The 15,871-nt window shown below is 67.2% G+C and carries 17 protein-coding genes; 11 read left to right on the top strand and 6 right to left on the bottom strand.

All coding sequences use genetic code 11. The annotated features are described in order from the left end of the window. Window positions 1–176: 176 nt before the first annotated feature. Window positions 177–1,070 carry a DnaJ C-terminal domain-containing protein gene (locus tag AASM09_RS16955; RefSeq protein WP_043399085.1) on the top strand — a complete coding sequence of 298 codons (894 nt, stop codon included), beginning with the start codon at window positions 177–179 and terminating at the stop codon, window positions 1,068–1,070. A gap of 88 nt (window positions 1,071–1,158) precedes the next feature. Here the strand turns inward: AASM09_RS16955 and pilH are convergent, their stop codons facing one another. Together pilH and AASM09_RS16945 are read right to left on the bottom strand one after the other, a co-directional pair. After that, window positions 1,159–1,530 (bottom strand): twitching motility response regulator PilH, encoded by a 372-nt coding sequence (pilH, locus tag AASM09_RS16950; RefSeq protein ID WP_005410644.1) that lies wholly within the window; start codon window positions 1,528–1,530, stop codon window positions 1,159–1,161. An 88-nt stretch (window positions 1,531–1,618) separates the two neighbouring features. Beyond that, complete coding sequence (locus AASM09_RS16945; RefSeq protein ID WP_049430077.1) at window positions 1,619–2,614, bottom strand: YhdH/YhfP family quinone oxidoreductase; 996 nt, start codon at window positions 2,612–2,614, stop codon at window positions 1,619–1,621. Window positions 2,615–2,767: 153 nt separating this feature from the next. On the opposite strand from AASM09_RS16945, the gene hflK reads away from it, so the two are divergent. The 5 genes from hflK to AASM09_RS16920 all read left to right on the top strand — a co-directional run bounded on the left by hflK (window position 2,768) and on the right by AASM09_RS16920 (window position 7,417). Continuing rightward, window positions 2,768–3,901, top strand: a complete 1,134-nt coding sequence (hflK, locus tag AASM09_RS16940; protein ID WP_100443654.1) for an FtsH protease activity modulator HflK — start codon at window positions 2,768–2,770, stop codon at window positions 3,899–3,901. After that, on the top strand, window positions 3,898–4,761 hold the full coding sequence (hflC, locus tag AASM09_RS16935; RefSeq protein ID WP_010482785.1) for a protease modulator HflC: 864 nt from the start codon (window positions 3,898–3,900) through the stop codon (window positions 4,759–4,761). Before hflK ends, hflC begins: the two co-directional genes overlap by 4 nt. Before the next feature lie 69 nt (window positions 4,762–4,830). Continuing rightward, window positions 4,831–5,016 carry a DUF2065 domain-containing protein gene (locus tag AASM09_RS16930; RefSeq protein WP_049427618.1) on the top strand — a complete coding sequence of 62 codons (186 nt, stop codon included), beginning with the start codon at window positions 4,831–4,833 and terminating at the stop codon, window positions 5,014–5,016. A 318-nt stretch (window positions 5,017–5,334) separates the two neighbouring features. After that, complete coding sequence (locus tag AASM09_RS16925) at window positions 5,335–6,627, top strand: adenylosuccinate synthase (protein ID WP_049427619.1); 1,293 nt, start codon at window positions 5,335–5,337, stop codon at window positions 6,625–6,627. Between the two features lie 127 nt (window positions 6,628–6,754). Continuing rightward, the gene (locus tag AASM09_RS16920; RefSeq protein WP_049427620.1) at window positions 6,755–7,417 is read left to right on the top strand and encodes a hypothetical protein; all 663 of its coding nucleotides are present in this window, start codon (window positions 6,755–6,757) and stop codon (window positions 7,415–7,417) included. Here the strand turns inward: AASM09_RS16920 and AASM09_RS16915 are convergent. Beyond that, window positions 7,353–8,027, bottom strand: a complete 675-nt coding sequence (locus AASM09_RS16915; protein WP_049427621.1) for a M23 family metallopeptidase — start codon at window positions 8,025–8,027, stop codon at window positions 7,353–7,355. The genes AASM09_RS16920 and AASM09_RS16915 overlap by 65 nt on opposite strands. Before the next feature lie 4 nt (window positions 8,028–8,031). After that, window positions 8,032–8,991 (bottom strand): L,D-transpeptidase family protein, encoded by a 960-nt coding sequence (locus tag AASM09_RS16910; RefSeq protein ID WP_049427622.1) that lies wholly within the window; start codon window positions 8,989–8,991, stop codon window positions 8,032–8,034. 235 nt (window positions 8,992–9,226) lie between these two features. Here AASM09_RS16910 and AASM09_RS16905 point away from each other — a divergent pair, with 235 nt between their 5' ends. Beyond that, window positions 9,227–11,350, top strand: a complete 2,124-nt coding sequence (locus AASM09_RS16905) for a methyl-accepting chemotaxis protein (protein WP_100443653.1) — start codon at window positions 9,227–9,229, stop codon at window positions 11,348–11,350. A gap of 86 nt (window positions 11,351–11,436) precedes the next feature. Here the strand turns inward: AASM09_RS16905 and AASM09_RS16900 are convergent, their stop codons facing one another. Then, a complete protein-coding gene (locus AASM09_RS16900) occupies window positions 11,437–11,724 on the bottom strand; it encodes a hypothetical protein (protein ID WP_049429967.1) in 288 nt (95 codons plus the stop codon). A 132-nt stretch (window positions 11,725–11,856) separates the two neighbouring features. Here AASM09_RS16900 and AASM09_RS16895 point away from each other — a divergent pair, with 132 nt between their 5' ends. Then, window positions 11,857–12,558 carry a serine aminopeptidase domain-containing protein gene (locus AASM09_RS16895; RefSeq protein WP_049429968.1) on the top strand — a complete coding sequence of 234 codons (702 nt, stop codon included), beginning with the start codon at window positions 11,857–11,859 and terminating at the stop codon, window positions 12,556–12,558. Between the two features lie 9 nt (window positions 12,559–12,567). Here the strand turns inward: AASM09_RS16895 and AASM09_RS16890 are convergent, their stop codons facing one another. Continuing rightward, window positions 12,568–12,972, bottom strand: coding sequence for a hypothetical protein (locus AASM09_RS16890; RefSeq protein ID WP_049429966.1), 405 nt, complete (start codon window positions 12,970–12,972; stop codon window positions 12,568–12,570). Window positions 12,973–13,079: 107 nt separating this feature from the next. On the opposite strand from AASM09_RS16890, the gene AASM09_RS16885 reads away from it, so the two are divergent. The 3 genes from AASM09_RS16885 (at window position 13,080) to AASM09_RS16875 (ending at window position 15,809) form a co-directional block, all read left to right on the top strand. Continuing rightward, the gene (locus AASM09_RS16885) at window positions 13,080–13,802 is read left to right on the top strand and encodes a helix-turn-helix transcriptional regulator (protein ID WP_049429965.1); all 723 of its coding nucleotides are present in this window, start codon (window positions 13,080–13,082) and stop codon (window positions 13,800–13,802) included. Between the two features lie 82 nt (window positions 13,803–13,884). Then, a complete protein-coding gene (locus AASM09_RS16880) occupies window positions 13,885–15,252 on the top strand; it encodes an amino acid permease (protein WP_049429964.1) in 1,368 nt (455 codons plus the stop codon). A gap of 140 nt (window positions 15,253–15,392) precedes the next feature. Next, window positions 15,393–15,809 (top strand): VOC family protein, encoded by a 417-nt coding sequence (locus AASM09_RS16875; protein ID WP_049429963.1) that lies wholly within the window; start codon window positions 15,393–15,395, stop codon window positions 15,807–15,809. The last annotated feature ends 62 nt before the right edge of the window (window positions 15,810–15,871 follow it).

The following is a 15,871-nucleotide window of genomic DNA, read 5'->3' as shown; positions in this document are numbered from 1 at the left end:
TCAGGCCTGGCGGGGCAGGCTTCCAGTCACAGCCTGGGGCATGGGGATGGCAGCCGCATTGCGCAGGATCAGTCGGCCTCACCAGGGCCGCACGAGGGGCGGCGTAGCATCGCCGGCGCGTAGAATGAACCCGGGGCGGCGCCACCGGCGCGGCCGAAGCGAATCGAGGTAGATGGATGGAATTCAAGGATTACTACGCCACCCTGGGGGTGGAACCGAGCGCGGGCGAGGCGGAGATCAAGACCGCCTACCGCCGGCTGGCACGCAAGTACCACCCGGACGTCAGCAAGGAGGCCGGGGCCGAAGACAAGTTCAAGGCGGTCAACGAGGCCTACGAGGCGCTGCGTGATCCGGAGAAGCGCGCGGCCTACGACCAGCTGCGCGCGCAGGGCTATCGCCCGGGCGAGGAGTTCAACGTGCCGCCGAACTACGGCGGCGCCGGGGGCTTCAATTTCGAGGAAGTGTTCGGCGGCGGCGGCCCCAACGGCGGCTTCAGCGACTTCTTCGAAAGCCTGTTCGCGCGCCAGCGTGGCGGTGGCGGCGCTGGTCCCGGGCCGGGCTTCAGCAGCCAGGGCCATGCGCCCAATCGCGATACCCGCGCCAAGCTGTCGGTACCGCTGGAGGCGGCCTACAACGGTGACAGCCTGCGCATCACCGTCAACGGCAAGCAGCTGGACGTGCGCGTGCCCAAGGGCATCCGTCCGGGCCAGGTGATACGGCTGGCCGGGCAGGGCAATCATGGCGGCAACCTGCTGCTGGAAGTGGAGTACGCCGCGCACCCGCAGTTCGAGGTCGATGGCCGCAACATCCTCTATACGCTGCCGGTCACACCGTGGCAGGCCGCATTGGGGACCAGCATCAGCGTGCCGACCCTGGGCGGTGCGGTGGAGCTGAAGATTCCGGCCGATTCCGATGCCGGGCGCAAGCTGCGCCTGCGTGGCCGTGGCCTGCCGGGCAATCCGGATGGCGACCAGATCGTCGAGATCGAGATCGTGGCCCCGGCCGCGACCGATGAGGCGCAGAAGAAGGCATACCGGAACCTGGCCAAGGCGTTCGGCGAAACGATCTGAGGTGGATTCTGGTGGGGGCGGACCTGGGGCCACACGCTTTTCGGCCGTTCAAGGCGTGCCAACCAAGGTTGGCACCCACCGGAATGTTTCAGCCCTGCCCGGCGAACACCCGTTCCAGCACTTCGGACAGTTCGTCTTCCGAGAACGGCTTGGTGATGTAGGCCTTGGCGCCCTGGCGCATGCCCCACATGCGGTCGGTGTCCTGGTCCTTGGTGGTCACCAGGATCACCGGGATGTGGCGGGTTGCCTCGTCGCGGGCGAGGGTGCGGGTGGCCTGGAAGCCGTTGAGGTTGGGCATCACCACGTCCATCAGGACGAGGTCGGGCAGCTCGGCCTTGGCGGTTTCGACCCCGGCGGCGCCATCGGTGGCGGTCAGGATCTGGTGCCCGAGCTTCTCGACGATGCGCTGTATCCCCAACAGCTGCGACGGTGAGTCGTCGACGATCAGAATGCGTGCCATGTTGTTCCCCATGTAATGCCCGCAGTGTAGTGCGGGCACATTACCGGCGGGAGGGGACCGCCTGCCGTCCGTCGCCTGCCTGCGACGTTCAGTCGATCCGCACCACGGTGCGGCCCAGCGAGCCGCCGGCCAGCATCCGCTCGAACACGGCGGGCAGGCCATCCAGGCCGACTTCGGCAGTACAGATGCGGTCCAGGTGCTGCGGTTTCCAGTCACTGCCCAGTCGCGACCACACCTCTTCGCGCAGCCCGCGCGGCGCATTGGCCGAGGACACGCCCAGCAGCGAGACACCGCGCAGGATGAACGGCATCACGGTCATGTCCAGCGTCGGGCTGGCGGCCAGACCGGCACTGACCACGCTGCCGTAGGGCACGGTCTGCGCCAGCAGGCTGGCCAGCATGTCGCCTCCGGCATTGTCGAGGCCACCGCCGAAGCGTGCCGACTGCAGCGGGCCGGTATTGGACAGTGCCTCGCGTGGCAGTACCTCGGAGGCGCCGATGCTGTGCAGGAAATCGGCCTGGTCCGGCTTGCCGCTGACAGCGTGGACGGCGTAGCCGGCACGGCTGAAGATCGACAGCGCCAGCGCACCGACACCGCCGCTGGCACCGGTGACCGCCAGCGGGCCGAGTTCCGGGGTCTGCCGGTTGTCCTGCATGCGCAGCAGGGCCAGCGCCGCAGTGAACCCAGCGGTGCCCAGCACCATCGCCTCGCGAGGGGTCAGCCCGGCCGGCTGGGCGATCACCGCACGCGACTCCAGCCGCACGTACTGGCTGTAGCCGCCGTCGCGGGTTTCGCTGAGGCCGCAGCCGGTGGCCAGCACCGCGTCGCCTTCACGCCAGTCAGGATCGGCGCTGGCGACTACGGTGCCGGCCACGTCGATGCCCCCGACCAGCGGGAAGCGGCGCAGGATCTTCCCCTTGCCGGTGCCGGCCAGGGCGTCCTTGTAGTTGACCGAGGACCAGTGGGCGCGGATCAGCACCTGGCCGGGGTTGAGGTCGTCGACACCCAGCTGGGCCAGGCCGCTGCGGTAGCCGGCGTCGTCGTTTTCGATACGGAAGGCGGTGAACGGGGTGGTGGGGGCCATCGGCGTTGCCTGACTTCGAGGAAAACGCCACCTTACCCCGTAGCCCCCCTTTCGATCCTGCCGATCCGCCCCATCTTGTATGATCGGTGATGGTTTCACGGCTGGCGGTGCGGGAAGGGCCCGTGCCGCAGCCCAAATCTTGATGGAGCGTGCATGGCCTGGAATACACCCGGCGGCAACAAGGGCGGACAAGGCCCCGAGGACAATCGACGCGGGCCGTTCGGGTCACGCGGCGGTGGCAATGGTGGTGGCTGGGGCGGATTGCCCGGACCACTGAAGGACCTGTTCGACGGCGGCATCGTGCGTTGGGTGGTGGCGGCCGTGGTGCTGCTGGTGCTGTTCTCCAGCTTCCAGCTGATCGGCGAACAGCAGCGTGGCGTGGTGCTGCGCTTCGGCCAGTTCTCGCGCATCCTGCAGCCCGGCCCGAACTTCAAGCTGCCGTGGCCGATCGAATCGGTCACCAAGGTCAATGCCACCGAGATCAAGACCTTCTCGATCCAGGTGCCGGTGCTGACCCGCGACGAGAACATCGTCAACGTCTCGCTGAACGTCCAGTACCGCATCGACGACCCGCAGCAGTACCTGTTCGGCACCGTGGATGCCAACCAGGTGCTGGAGCAGTCGGCGCAGAGCGCGGTGCGCGAGGAAGTCGGCCGCGCCGACCTCAACGCCGTGCTGAACAACCGTGGCCCGCTGGCCGTGGCCGCCGAAGAGCGCCTGCAGGCGCTGCTGAAGGCGTTCAAGACCGGCCTGACCGTGACCGGCCTGACCCTGCAGGACGCCCGTCCGCCGGAAGAGGTCAAGCCGGCCTTCGACGAGGTCAATGGCGCCCAGCAGGTCAAGGAACGCCTGATCAACGAAGCCCAGGCCTACGCCGCCAAGGTCGTGCCGGAAGCCCGAGGCCAGGCCTCGCGTGCCCGTACCACCGCCGAAGGCTACAAGCAGGCCGTGGTGTCCAAGGCCGAGGGTGACGCGCAGCGCTTCAGCCTGTTGCAGGCCCAGTACAAGGACGCCCCGGAAGTGACCCGCAAGCGCCTGTGGCTGGAGACCGTGCAGCAGGTGCTGAGCGAGAACCGCAAGGTGATCGGTGGCGATGGCCGCCAGCTGATCTACGTGCCGATGACCGGCGATACCCGTCCCACCACCTCGGCCCCGCCGGGGGTGACCAACCCGGAGGTGGTGATGCCGTCGCTGCCGGGCGCAGCGGTGGAACAGTCCCGTGATCCGGGCCGGCCGGTGGGCCGCCCGACCGGGCGACCGAGCGGCCGTGAGGAGGGCAGCCGATGAAGAGTCCTATCTGGATCGCCGTGATCGTGGCGGTGGTGCTGGGCCTGCTCGGCTCGGTGTACGTGGTCCGTGAGGACCAGACCGCCATGGTGCTGAACCTGGGCAAGGTGGTGCGTTCGGACATCAAGCCGGGCCTGCACTTCAAGGTGCCGGTGGTGGAAACGGTGAAAGTCTTCGACCGCCGCTTCCAGGTGCTCGACACCGCCCCGGCGCGTTACTTCACTGCTGAGCAGAAGGACGTCAGCGTCGACTTCTTCGCCATCGGCTACATCTCCAACGTGGGTGACTACTTCCGTGCCACCGGCGGCGATCCGCGTATCGCCAATGCCCGTCTGGCACCGATCATCACCGACTCGCTGCGCAACCAGATCAACTCGCGCACCCTGCAGCAGCTGGTTTCCGGCGACCGCAGCGAGCTGATCGCCGAGCAGCTGAAGGGGATCAACGAAGCCGTGGCCGGCCTGGGCATGCAGATGATCGACCTGCGCATCAAGCAGGTGGACCTGCCGACCGACAGCCAGGTGATCAACGACGTGTACGAGCGCATGCGCGCCCAGCGCAAGCAGGAAGCCGCCAAGCTGCGCGCTGAGGGCGAGGAGCAGTCGCTGACCATCCGCGCCCAGGCCGACCGTGACAGCACCGTACTGATCGCCGAGGCCGAGCGTGATGCCCAGCGCCTGCGCGGTGAAGGCGATGCCGACGCCGCCCGCATCTACGGCAAGGCCGGCTCGGCCGACCCGTCGTTCTACGCGTTCTACCGCAGCCTGGAGGCCTACCGTGGCTCCATGACCGACGGCAACGGCGTGATCGTGCTGGACAAGAACGACCCGTTCCTGCAGTACCTGAAGAACGACCGCTGAGGTCGCAGGGCGTTACCCCACGGGGCCCGGCTGAATGCCGGGCCCCGTGTTTTTTCCGGAGTCCCCCCCATGAAAGATCTGTTCGCCGCCGTCTGCCTGGTGGCGGTGCTGGAAGGCCTGTTCCTGTTCGTCGCACCGTTCGCCTGGAAGCGCATGGCCGAGCGCCTGCTGGACATGCCGAGCCCGGCGCTGCGCAGCTTCGGCGGGCTGGTGCTGCTGGCCGGCCTGAGCCTGCTGTGGTGGGCACGGCACTGAACCCCGCCCTGTAGCGTCCGAGCCCATGCTCGGGCGGCGCCGCGCAGCGGCGGAAAGGCAGCCGAGCATGGGCTCGGCTCTACATGAGACGCCGGCCTGACCGGCCGGTGAAGCCGTCCGTCGGAAAGGTGGCACCCGACCCCGGAAACCCGGATAATGCACAAAAGCCGGACGGGCCTCCCCGTTCGGCTTTTTCCGTGTCTGGGCCTTCCATCGCCGGCCGCTCCCCGTTTGGAGCCGCCTTGCAGGTGCTGGCCAGCCCCGCCACGGTTTACCCGTCCGCGGCCCCGATGGCCGCAACAAATCGAGGAGCCCGTCATGGGTCAGTCTGTCGTAGTGTTGGGTGCCCAGTGGGGCGATGAAGGCAAGGGCAAGATCGTCGATCTGCTCACTGAGGAAATCGGCGCCGTCGTGCGCTTCCAGGGCGGCCACAACGCCGGCCACACCCTGGTCATCAACGGCAAGAAGACCGTCCTGCACCTGATCCCGTCGGGCATCCTGCGTGACGATGCGCTGTGCCTGATCGGCAACGGCGTGGTGATCTCGCCCGCCGCACTGCAGAAGGAAATCGCCGAGCTGGAAGCCTCCGGTGTGGAAGTGCGTTCGCGCCTGAAGATCTCCCCGGCCGCGCCGCTGATCATGCCGTACCACATCGCCCTGGACCAGGCGCGCGAGCGCGCTGCCGGCGGCAAGGCGATCGGCACCACCGGCCGTGGCATCGGCCCGGCCTACGAAGACAAGGTGGCGCGTCGCGGCATCCGCATCGCTGACCTGCACTACCCGAAGCAGCTGGAAGAACTCCTGCGCACCGCGCTGGATTACCACAACTTCGTGCTGACCAAGTACCTGAACACCGATGCGGTCGACTTCCAGAAGACCTTCGACGAAGCGCTGGCCTTCGGCGAATACGTGCAGCCGATGAAGTCCGACGTGGCCGGCATCCTGCACGACCTGCGCAAGCAGGGTAAGCGCGTGCTGTTCGAAGGTGCGCAGGGCGCGCTGCTGGACATCGACCACGGCACCTACCCGTACGTCACCAGCTCCAACACCACCGTCGGTGGTGCGCTGGCCGGTTCCGGCGTCGGCGCCGATTCGATCGACTATGTGCTGGGTATCGCCAAGGCCTACGCCACCCGCGTCGGCGGCGGCCCGTTCCCGACCGAGCTGGACGACGAAGTCGGCCAGGGCATCCGTGACCGCGGCGCCGAGTACGGTGCTTCGACCGGCCGTCCGCGTCGTTGCGGCTGGATGGACATCGTCGCGCTGAAGCGCGCAGTGGCCATCAACGGCATCAGCGGCCTGTGCATCACCAAGCTGGATGTGCTGGACGGCATGGAAAAGCTGAAGGTCTGCATCGCCTACGAATACAACGGCAAGCGTACCGAGTACGCGCCGCTGGACGCGCAGGGCTGGGAAGAGTGCACCCCGGTGTACCTGGAGTTCCCGGGCTGGAGCGAGAACACCCACGGCATCACCCACTGGGACGAGCTGCCGCCGGCCGCACGTGCCTACCTGCGGTCGCTGGAAGAGCTGGCGGGTTGCCCGATCAGCATCGTCTCCACCGGCCCGGACCGCGACCACACCATGGTCCTGCAGGATCCGTTCGCCTGAGTGAGTGACCGGTAGCGCTGGGCCATGCCTGGCGTCGCAGAAAGAAGAAGCCCCGCGAACGCGGGGCTTTTTCGTTACTGTGTCGCCAGTGCCGGCGAGGAAGCGAAGCGATGACCAGGATGTCAGCGTGAAAGGCGAGACCGTGGTGCGGGTCACCCTGTGGGTGTTGTGGAGCCTGTGGGGCATCGCCTGCGCGGTTCTGGCGCTCGGCGCGATCGCCAACCATCTGGCCTCGCGTACCCAGACCCTGCCGCTGCTGCTCAGCCCCGGCGCGACGGCCGAGGTCACCGTCTACCGCTTCATCGATGACCAACTGCGGCTGCGACTGCGCTATGCCGCAGACGGTACTCAGGCTGACCCTGAAGTTCTGCTGCGCATCGATACTCCCACCGATCATGGAGATTTCCGCGCGGGAGAGCGTTCGGGCGTGGCCGGGCAGGGCATCAACCGCAGGCTGGCATCGGTTGAATCCAGCGGCCTCACGGCGTCCTACTTCGGCTATGGCCGCGGCGATGCATTGCCACGCGGACGCTCATGGCTGCGGGTAACCGTGCTGGAGGTGGACCCGGCGCTGGCGGGCAGGGCGGCCGTGATCGAACTGCAGCCCCCACTGGACCTGTTGAAGCTGACCGACCTGGACTACGTCTGGCTGTGGCCGTTCTTCTTCTGGAAGGTGGCGGCACTGTTCCTGCTGATTCCTGGGGGCGCGTTGGCGGTGTTCACGTTCACCTTGCGGCGCTGGCAGCGCCGGGCGTCGAAGCAGCCGATTTCAGCAGCGGATACGGATTGATCGATTCCCCCTTCCACCACTGCTTCTCCGGCCCCAGTACGTGTACTTCGAAATGCAGGTGCGGGGCCTCCGCGCTGGCATTGCCGGTGCTGCCCACATAACCGATCACCTCGCCGCGCTTGATCACCTGCTTTTCGGCCAGGCCATCGGCATAGCGCTGCAGGTGCGCGTAGTAGTAGCACCAGCGTCCGCTGGGCTCGAACTGGTAGATGGTCAGCCCACCGCGCTTGCTGTCGAACAGCTTCTCCACCGTGCCGTCGGCCACGGCCCGCACCGGCGTACCGGCATCCGCCATGATGTCGATTGCATCGTGCACGCGGCCCTCGCTGCGTGCATCGGTGAAGGTGTCGCGCAGTTGCGAGGGCAGTACCCCCTGCACCGGCAGCAGCAGATCCACGGGTGCATCGCTGGCGCTGGCTGACGTTGGCAAGGATGCGGATGCTGGAGCATTCACGTGCGGCACTGCCGACGCCTTCGCCGGTGCAGCAGCCACCGCTGGTTGCGATGCGGGCGCCACAACGGCCACCGGTTCACCCACATCGCGGCGCAGCCACCAGCCCACTCCCACACCCAGCAGCACGCCCAGCACGATCAGCTGCGAAAGACGCATCGGCTCACTCCTGCATCACCACGGGAACGGAGGTATCCACCGCATCGGCCACACGCAGCGCATCCCAGTTGGTCATGCGCACGCAGCCATGCGATTCGGTCTTGCCGACATGGCCAGGCACCGGCGTTCCGTGCAGGCCATAGTGGGGTTTGGACAGATCGATCCAGACCCGGCCGACGGGATTGTTCGGACCGGGCGGCAGCGTGGCCTTCTTGTCGCCCTTGCGCGCATCCCAGAACAGCTTGGGGTTGTAATGGAATGGCGGGTCGCGATACACGCCGAGAATCTTCCATTCGCCGATCGGCAGCGGATCGTGCTGGCTGCCGGAAGAGACCGGCACCTGCGCGATCACCTTGCCCTGCGCATCCAGCAACTGCAGGGTGGAATCGGACTTGTCGACCACGATCCTGGCCGCCTTCGGCAACGCCCCCGGTGCGATGTTGGGCACCTGGATGCGGTTGCCGGCCTTGGCCAGATCGACGCCGGGGTTGAGTGCCTTCAGCAATGCCGGCGAGGCATGGAAGCGCTCGCCCAGTGATTCCTCGACGCTGCTGTAGCCCAGTGCTTTCAGCTTGGCCTGGGCGGCCGGTCCTTTCGGGACCGGCTGGAACGGGCCTCCCACGTCATCGGCGGTCAATGTGTAACTGGCAAGCGGTGTGGTCGCATCGGCCTGCAGTGCTTTCCAGGTGGCATCGTCCAGCTCACCGGTCACCGTCAGCCCCTGTGCGGCCTGGAAACCGGACACCGCGCGGCGCTGATTGCTGCCGACCTCACCGTCGATCTCGCCCGGGGAGAAATTGGCGCGATCCAGAAGCACCTGGGCGTGCAGCGGCGAGCGCGCCGCGGTATCGGGTCCGGCCTTCTCGGCAATGGGCTCCGGCAGCTGGGCCGGCGGCGGCACCTGCGCGAAGGCGGGAGACACCAGCAAGGACAGGGCGAGCAGGGCAGGGCGGTGTACGGGCATGGAGGTCTCCGGCAGATGGCAGCTCCACCCTGCCCGCAGAGGCTGCGCAGCCCCCGTGAAAGCATCCTGATGCCGGCATGAGCAGGGTAGCCCTGGCGTGGCCCGGGCCCTTGTCGCAGAAGCGTAGTGCGTGGCATCACCAAGGTGAACGGCTGCCGACGCCCGTGCATGTTGCCGGTCAAGAATGCCGGCGGCGCGGCCGATAGGGGCGCATCCCCCCGTTTTGGATGTACCGATGAACTACTTGAGGAATGTCAGGGTTGCCTGGCGTCTTGGGCTGGGCTTTGGCCTGCTGTTGTTGCTGGTTGCCGCCGTGGTGGCCACCGGCGCCACCGCCAGTGTCGTGCAGAAGCGCGCGATGCAGAAGGTGGTCGACATCAGCGTGGCCAAGGTGCGTCTGTTGTCGCAGATGCTCGATACCAACAACCAGATGATGGTGGTGCGCCGCGAGATGCTGATCCGCCAGGGCGAAGATCGCGGACACGACGAGCAGCGCATCGCCGATCTGGTCAAGCGCTACGAGGCCAGCTGGACCGCCTACCAGGCGCTGCCCAGCGACGCCCAGGGCAAGGCCATCGCGGAAACCATCGCGGCCAAGCGTGCCGTCGCGCGCCCGCTCAACAAGCAGACCAGCGAACTGATGGAGCAGGGTGACTACCCGGGCGCCGTGGCGCTGACCCTGGGCCCGGTGCAGGAAGCCGCCAATGGCTGGAACAAGGCGCTGTCCGATGGCGTGGACTTCGAAGAGAAGGAAAGCCGCGATGCAGCCGCCGAGGCGATCAGGCTGGGCGAGCGCAGCCTGCTGCAGCTGCTGGTGCTGGGCGGCGTCGCGCTGCTGGTGGGCATCGGTGCCTCGGTGATGATCGGCCGCAGCCTGACCGGCCCGCTGGCCCGCGCGGTGAACCTGGCCGAGCGCCTGTCCAAGGGCCAACTGGACCAGGAGTTCCGCCTTGGTGGCCGTGACGAACTGACCCAGCTGGGCGAGGCGATGGCCAGCGTGCGGCAGAGCGTGCAGGCGGCGATCGGCGCGCAGCTGCAGATGGCCGAACAGCATGAGGCCGGTGCGATCCGCTATCGCATGGATGCCAGTGCGTTCCCCGGTGATTTCGGCCGCATGGTGCAGGCCACCAACAGCCTGGTCGAATCGCACGTGCAGGTTGAGCTGCTGATGGCCGAGGTGATGCAGCGCTACGCCATCGGTGACCTCAGCCGTGATCTGCCGGACTACCCGGGCGAGAAGGGCACACTGACCCGCACCCTGGCGGCGGTGAAGCAGAGCCTGATGGCGATCAACGCGCAGATCGATGAACTGGCCCGCGCCGCACGCGCCGGTGATTTCAGCATGCGTGGCGATGCCGCAGCGTTCCAGTACCAGTTCAAGGCGATGGTCGAGCACCTCAACGGCATGATGGCCAGTTCGCAGGCCAGCATCGCCGACGTCTCCGACGTGCTGCGTGCAATCTCGCACGGCGACCTGACCGCGCGCATGGAGGGCGAGTACGACGGAGTGTTCGCGCGCATGCGCGACGACGCCAACACAACCACCGCGCAGCTGACCGGCATCGTGCGGGGCATCCAGGTGGCCGCCGACAGCATCAACAACGCAGCGCAGGAACTGGCCGCCGGCAACAACGACCTGTCGCGCCGCACCGAGCAGCAGGCCGCCAACCTGGAAGAGGCCGCAGCATCGATGGAGGAGCTGACCTCCACCGTGCGCCAGAATGCCGAGCTGGCCCGTCAGGCCGACAGCGAAGCGCATGCCGCCGGTGCCGCAGTGCGCGAGACCGAGCAGGCCATGGCACAGATGGCATCGGTGATGGGCGAGATCGATCAGTCATCGGCACGCATCTCGGAGATCTCCACGGTGATCGACGGCATCGCGTTCCAGACCAACATCCTGGCGCTGAATGCTGCGGTGGAAGCCGCCCGTGCGGGCGAGCAGGGCCGTGGGTTTGCCGTGGTTGCCAGCGAAGTGCGCACGCTCGCGCAGCGTGCCGGCGTGGCCGCCAAAGAGATCAAGGAACTGATCGAAGACGCCGCTGCCAAGGTGAAGAGTGGCCTGGCGGTCACCGTTGAATCCGAAGCCGCCATTGCGCGCGTGGCCCAGGCCAGCTCGCGCACCACCCAGCTGATGAGCGACATCGCAGCGGCCAGCAAGGAACAGGCGGCCGGTATCGAGCAGGTCAACCAGGTGGTGGTGCAGATGGACCAGGTGACCCAGCAGAACGCTGCACTGGTGGAAGAAGCGACCGCGGCCAGCCGCGCGCTGGAGGAGCAGGCGCATGCACTGACCACGTCGGTGTCGGTGTTCAGGGTGGAAGGCGCAGCGGCTTCAGCCGTGTCGCGTCGCGCAGCCTGAGCAGGCTGCTGACCCGGTGACAGGAATGCGGCCGCCTTGGGCGGCCGTATTTCCATTGCCTGCCCAGACAGAGGGGCACACCGTCATCATTGTTCAAGAACACTGCCGAGCATGGCCCCCACGGCATACAGCACGGCCAGGGTAGGGGGCATCACCAGAAGGTAGACGGTCGTCCAGGTCTTTCCGGAAAGCCACCCACCCATGCCGATGACGTCGAGTGCTGCGGTCTGCAGCATCACCGGCAGCTGCATGAGGATGTAGACACTCTTGGGATCGCTGTTGGCCTGGGCATCGAGCACCAGCCAGGCGGTCAGCGCGAGATAGAGTGTGCATATGGCAATGCCGGTCCAGCTGAGCCAGCGTGGCTTGCGCATGCCGCCTTGTCCGTTCCCTCGGGACCACCAGCGTAGCGCCGCGTGCGCCGCCGTGCACTTCCTTGGGTCGAGCCAATGAGTGAAGCTGCAGGCAGGGAGCCGTGCGAAGAAACCTGAAGGGTGATCAACGTGATGAATGCTGTGATGCTGCCGGTCGTGATGCTGCCGGGCCTGGATGGCACCAGCCTGCTGTCGGCACACTTCGTGGAGGCAATGCAGGCGCGAGGCATCCAGATGCAGGTGCTGCCGTTGCCCGCGCGGGGGCAACAGGACTACACCACGTTGGCGTCGATCCTGCGCCCGCAGCTTCCCGCATCTCCTTTCGTGCTGCTGGCCGAATCGTTCGCCGGGCCACTGGCCATTGAACTGGCGGCGGCCGGGCTGCCTGGATTGCGTGGGTTGGTACTGAGTACGACCTTCGCACGGCGGCCGGTGCCGCTGCCTGCGGCAAGCGCACGGATACTGGCTCCGGCGTGGCCGTTGCCGCCACTCGCGTTGATGGCCCGGCTGCTGCTGGGGCAGTGGCGGACGCGCGCGAACCTGCGCGAGCTGGGCCTGGCAATCACGCGGGTACCGGCTGCAACCCTGCGCCAACGTGCTGCGGCGACACTGCAGGTGGACGTTCGTGCACTGCTGCCGGAACTCGTGTTGCCGACGCTGTGCCTGCACGCCACGCAGGACCGCTTGCTGTGGCCGCCCAGCGTGGCCGAGCTGCAGGCCCTGTTGCCCGATGCCCGCCATGTGTCGTTGGAGGGCCCACATCTGCTGCTGCAGGCGCGCGCTGATGCAGCGGCAGCCGAAGTTGCCGCGTGGATGACGACGTTGTCGCACTGAACGGTGCGCTCAACTGCGGGTGCGGGTACGTGCCGCTTTCTTCGCCGCTACCTTGCGCACGGTCTTCTTCGCCGCACGGGTCTTCGCTGCCTTCTTCGCGGCAGCACTACGTGAGGCGGCGGTGCTGGTCTTCTTGACCACCGTTTTCTTTACCGCCTTTTTCGTGGCCGGCGCCGTCTTCGCCGCTGTTTTCTTCACAGCGCCCTTGCTGGCGGCCTTCCTCGCCGCTGCCTTCTTCGCCACCTTGCGCCCACTGCCGCTGCGCTTGCCGCCGCCATCCTGCTTGTTCACGGTGGCCCAGGCAATGCGTTCGGCAGCGCTTTCGCTGGCACCACGCTCGCGCTCGCTGTCCTCGATGTGCTCGGCCTGGCGCTTCTGCTTTTCGGTATAGGCGGACTTGTCACCGCGGGGCATGGCCGGTTCTCCAGTCGGGGCTGGCCCCCACGGTGGACCTGGCAGCGTTAAGCGCAAGTCCCGCAAGGGTGATCGCACCGGCAAGGGGCCTCGGCTATGCTTGCGGCATGCGAGTCGAGCCCGCCGACATCGAAGCCCTGTTCGACGCCATCCCGGATGTGCTGTTCTTCATCAAGGATCTCCAGGGGCGTTACACCCACGTCAACCAGACCATGCTGCGGCGGCTGGGCCTGCGCGCGCGCAAGGACGTGATCGGGCGCACGGCGGCCGAAATCTACCCGACCGGCCTCAGTGCGGACTACGTCGATCAGGACGCCCGCGTGCTGTCCGGTGAGGTCATCGAGAACCTGATGGAGCTGCACCTGTTCGCCAACCGCGAACCGGGCTGGTGCCTGACCTGCAAGCGCCCGCTGGTGGTCGATGGGGCCATCGAGGGGCTGATCGGCATTTCCCGCGACCTTGGCCAGAAGGACAGCCTGGGTACCCAGTACGAACAGCTGCGGCTGGCACTGGCCCACCTCAACGCGCACTACGCCGAGAACGTGCGCATGCAGACTCTGCTGGACATCACCGGCTTTTCGCTGTCCAAGCTGGAGCGCAGCTTCCGCAAGGTGTTCCAGATGACCCCGCAGCAGGTGCTGACCCGGCTGCGGATCCAGATGGCCATGCACCTGCTGCACGGTGACGAGAGCATCGCCAGCATCGGCCAGGCCTGCGGTTTCAGCGACCAGAGCGCCTTCACCCGCAAGTTCAAGGCTGAAACCGGTTTCTCGCCGCGCGCCTACCGTGCCCGTATCGGCGGCAACGTCGGCGAGCCTGCACTGGCCTGAGCGGCCTGCTGCGCTGTGCCTATCCCCGCGGGCATGGGACAGGGTAAGGTGTCGCCCCTGTAGCCCGCCGCCAGCCCCGCCGATGCCCAACTCGATTCCGACCGCTTCGCCGTCCCGCCTCGGGCATTCGCTCAAGCCCCGCCAGCTGATCATGATGGGCCTGGGCAGCGCCATCGGCGCCGGCCTGTTCCTCGGCTCGGGCGTGGGCGTGCAGGCGGCCGGTCCGGCGGTGCTGGTGTCGTATCTGGTCGCTGGCGCGCTGGTGATCATCGTGATGAACGCACTGGGCGAAATGGCGGCGGCCAAACCGACCAGTGGCGCGTTCTCGGTCTATGCCGCCGATGCCATGGGCGCCACCGCCGGTGCCACCGTGGGCTGGCTGTGGTGGGTGCAGCTGGTGATCGTGATCGCTGCCGAAGCGGTGGGGGCGGCCGGTCTGCTGGCCACCGTCTGGCCAGCGGTACCTGTACCGATGGCGGCGCTGGCCTTCATGCTGTTCTTCACTGCGATCAACCTGCTCGGGGTGAAGAACTTCGGCGAGTTCGAATTCTGGTTCGCCATCCTCAAGGTGGCGGCGATCCTGGCCTTCATTGCCATCGGCGTGGCGCTGCTGATGGGCTGGCTGCCGCAGGTCACCTCACCGGGCCTGAGCAACTTCACCGAACATGGCGGTTTCGCACCGAAGGGCCTGGCCGGCATCGGTGCCGCGCTGCTGGTGGTGGTGTTCGCCTTTGGCGGCACCGAGATCGTGGCCGTCGCTGCTGCCGAGACCGAAGACCCGGAACGCAGCATTGCCCGTGCGATCCGCACGGTGGCCTGGCGCATCCTGGTGTTCTACATCGGCTCGCTGAGCGTGATCATCGCTGTGGTGCCATGGACCAGCGAGGCGCTGAAATCGCCGTTCGCTGCGGTGCTGGATATCGCCCGTATCCCGGGCGCGGGCACCGCCATCACCCTGATCGCGGTGATCGCGCTGCTGTCGGCGCTCAATGCCAACCTCTACGGCGCCTCGCGCATGATGTATTCGCTGGCGCAGCGTCGCGAGGCACCGGCGGTGCTGGGCTGGACCGATCCGCGCCAGGTGCCGGTGATTGCCGTGCTGGCCAGCGTGCTGTTCGGTTTCGCCGCCACCGTGATGGAACTGCTGTTCCCGGACCGGGTGCTGCCGGTGCTGCTCAACATCGTCGGTTCCACCTGCCTGCTGGTGTGGACGCTGTCGCTGGTCTCGCAGCTGGTGCTGCGCCGCCGTGCCGACCGCCTGGGCACCCGCCTGCCGTTCCGCATGGCCGGTTTCCCGTGGCTGACGGTGTGCGCGCTGGCGATCCTGGCGCTGATCTTCGGCCTGCTGCTGAGCGAGTCGCACACCCGCCTGCAGTTCCTGTCGATGGTGGCGCTGACCGCTACGATCGCGGCCGGCAGTGCCATCGCCCGGCGCATGCGCGAGGCGTGATCCCGTAGAGCCGACCCTACGGTCGGCTGCCGTTCGGGCAGATGTCAGCCGAGCATGGGCTCGGCTCTACAGAGGGCATACATTCGGCGTGTAATCCTGCTTGCGTGGGCCGTCACCGGCCCGTCGACCGGGAGTACCGCATGCTGCGCAGCCGTCCCTTCCTGATGTTCACCGGCCAGGCCGAGGCCGCGCTGGCCCTGTACGCCGAAGCCTTTGCCGATTTCCGCCTGCTGGCCCTGCAACGCCATCCTGATGGCGCCGGCGCCGGCGCCGGCGTGCCCGGGCAGGTCCGCCAGGCCATCTTCCTGCTCGGTGGCACCCACTACCTGTGCTTCGATAGCCTGGACGTGCACGATTTCACCTTCTCGCCATCGATCTCGCTGTTCGTGGAGTGCTCCGGCGCCGAGCAGTTCGATCGCGCCGCGCGCGTGCTGGGCGAGGGCGGCCACTGGTTGATGCCGGTGGGCGACTATGACTTCAGCAACCGCTACGGTTGGGTGCAGGACCGCTTCGGGGTGTCGTGGCAGTTGAGCCTGGGGCAGATGCCGGACCCGTGATCGACTTGTTGTGGGTGTGGGCCTTGGTCCACACGCCCTCATGAAAACGGCCCGCTTGCGCG

Origin of the sequence: Stenotrophomonas maltophilia (assembly GCF_039555535.1) — a bacterium.
Classification (GTDB): domain Bacteria; phylum Pseudomonadota; class Gammaproteobacteria; order Xanthomonadales; family Xanthomonadaceae; genus Stenotrophomonas; species Stenotrophomonas maltophilia_Q.
This window is presented reverse-complemented; position numbering and strand designations above follow the sequence as displayed.

What these genes read in the sequence shown, in the direction of transcription:
- AASM09_RS16955 (WP_043399085.1), top strand. Translation starts at nt 177, where the DNA reads ATGGAATTCAAGGATTACTACGCCACCCTGGGGGTGGAACCGAGCGCG.
- AASM09_RS16925 (WP_049427619.1), top strand. Translation starts at nt 5,335, where the DNA reads ATGGGTCAGTCTGTCGTAGTGTTGGGTGCCCAGTGGGGCGATGAAGGC.
- hflC (WP_010482785.1), top strand. Translation starts at nt 3,898, where the DNA reads ATGAAGAGTCCTATCTGGATCGCCGTGATCGTGGCGGTGGTGCTGGGC.
- AASM09_RS16910 (WP_049427622.1), bottom strand. Translation starts at nt 8,991, where the DNA reads ATGCCCGTACACCGCCCTGCCCTGCTCGCCCTGTCCTTGCTGGTGTCT.
- AASM09_RS16890 (WP_049429966.1), bottom strand. Translation starts at nt 12,972, where the DNA reads ATGCCCCGCGGTGACAAGTCCGCCTATACCGAAAAGCAGAAGCGCCAG.
- AASM09_RS16875 (WP_049429963.1), top strand. Translation starts at nt 15,393, where the DNA reads ATGCTGCGCAGCCGTCCCTTCCTGATGTTCACCGGCCAGGCCGAGGCC.
- AASM09_RS16885 (WP_049429965.1), top strand. Translation starts at nt 13,080, where the DNA reads ATGCGAGTCGAGCCCGCCGACATCGAAGCCCTGTTCGACGCCATCCCG.
- hflK (WP_100443654.1), top strand. Translation starts at nt 2,768, where the DNA reads ATGGCCTGGAATACACCCGGCGGCAACAAGGGCGGACAAGGCCCCGAG.
- AASM09_RS16945 (WP_049430077.1), bottom strand. Translation starts at nt 2,614, where the DNA reads ATGGCCCCCACCACCCCGTTCACCGCCTTCCGTATCGAAAACGACGAC.
- AASM09_RS16900 (WP_049429967.1), bottom strand. Translation starts at nt 11,724, where the DNA reads ATGCGCAAGCCACGCTGGCTCAGCTGGACCGGCATTGCCATATGCACA.
- pilH (WP_005410644.1), bottom strand. Translation starts at nt 1,530, where the DNA reads ATGGCACGCATTCTGATCGTCGACGACTCACCGTCGCAGCTGTTGGGG.
- AASM09_RS16895 (WP_049429968.1), top strand. Translation starts at nt 11,857, where the DNA reads ATGAATGCTGTGATGCTGCCGGTCGTGATGCTGCCGGGCCTGGATGGC.
- AASM09_RS16905 (WP_100443653.1), top strand. Translation starts at nt 9,227, where the DNA reads ATGAACTACTTGAGGAATGTCAGGGTTGCCTGGCGTCTTGGGCTGGGC.
- AASM09_RS16880 (WP_049429964.1), top strand. Translation starts at nt 13,885, where the DNA reads ATGCCCAACTCGATTCCGACCGCTTCGCCGTCCCGCCTCGGGCATTCG.
- AASM09_RS16930 (WP_049427618.1), top strand. Translation starts at nt 4,831, where the DNA reads ATGAAAGATCTGTTCGCCGCCGTCTGCCTGGTGGCGGTGCTGGAAGGC.
- AASM09_RS16915 (WP_049427621.1), bottom strand. Translation starts at nt 8,027, where the DNA reads ATGCGTCTTTCGCAGCTGATCGTGCTGGGCGTGCTGCTGGGTGTGGGA.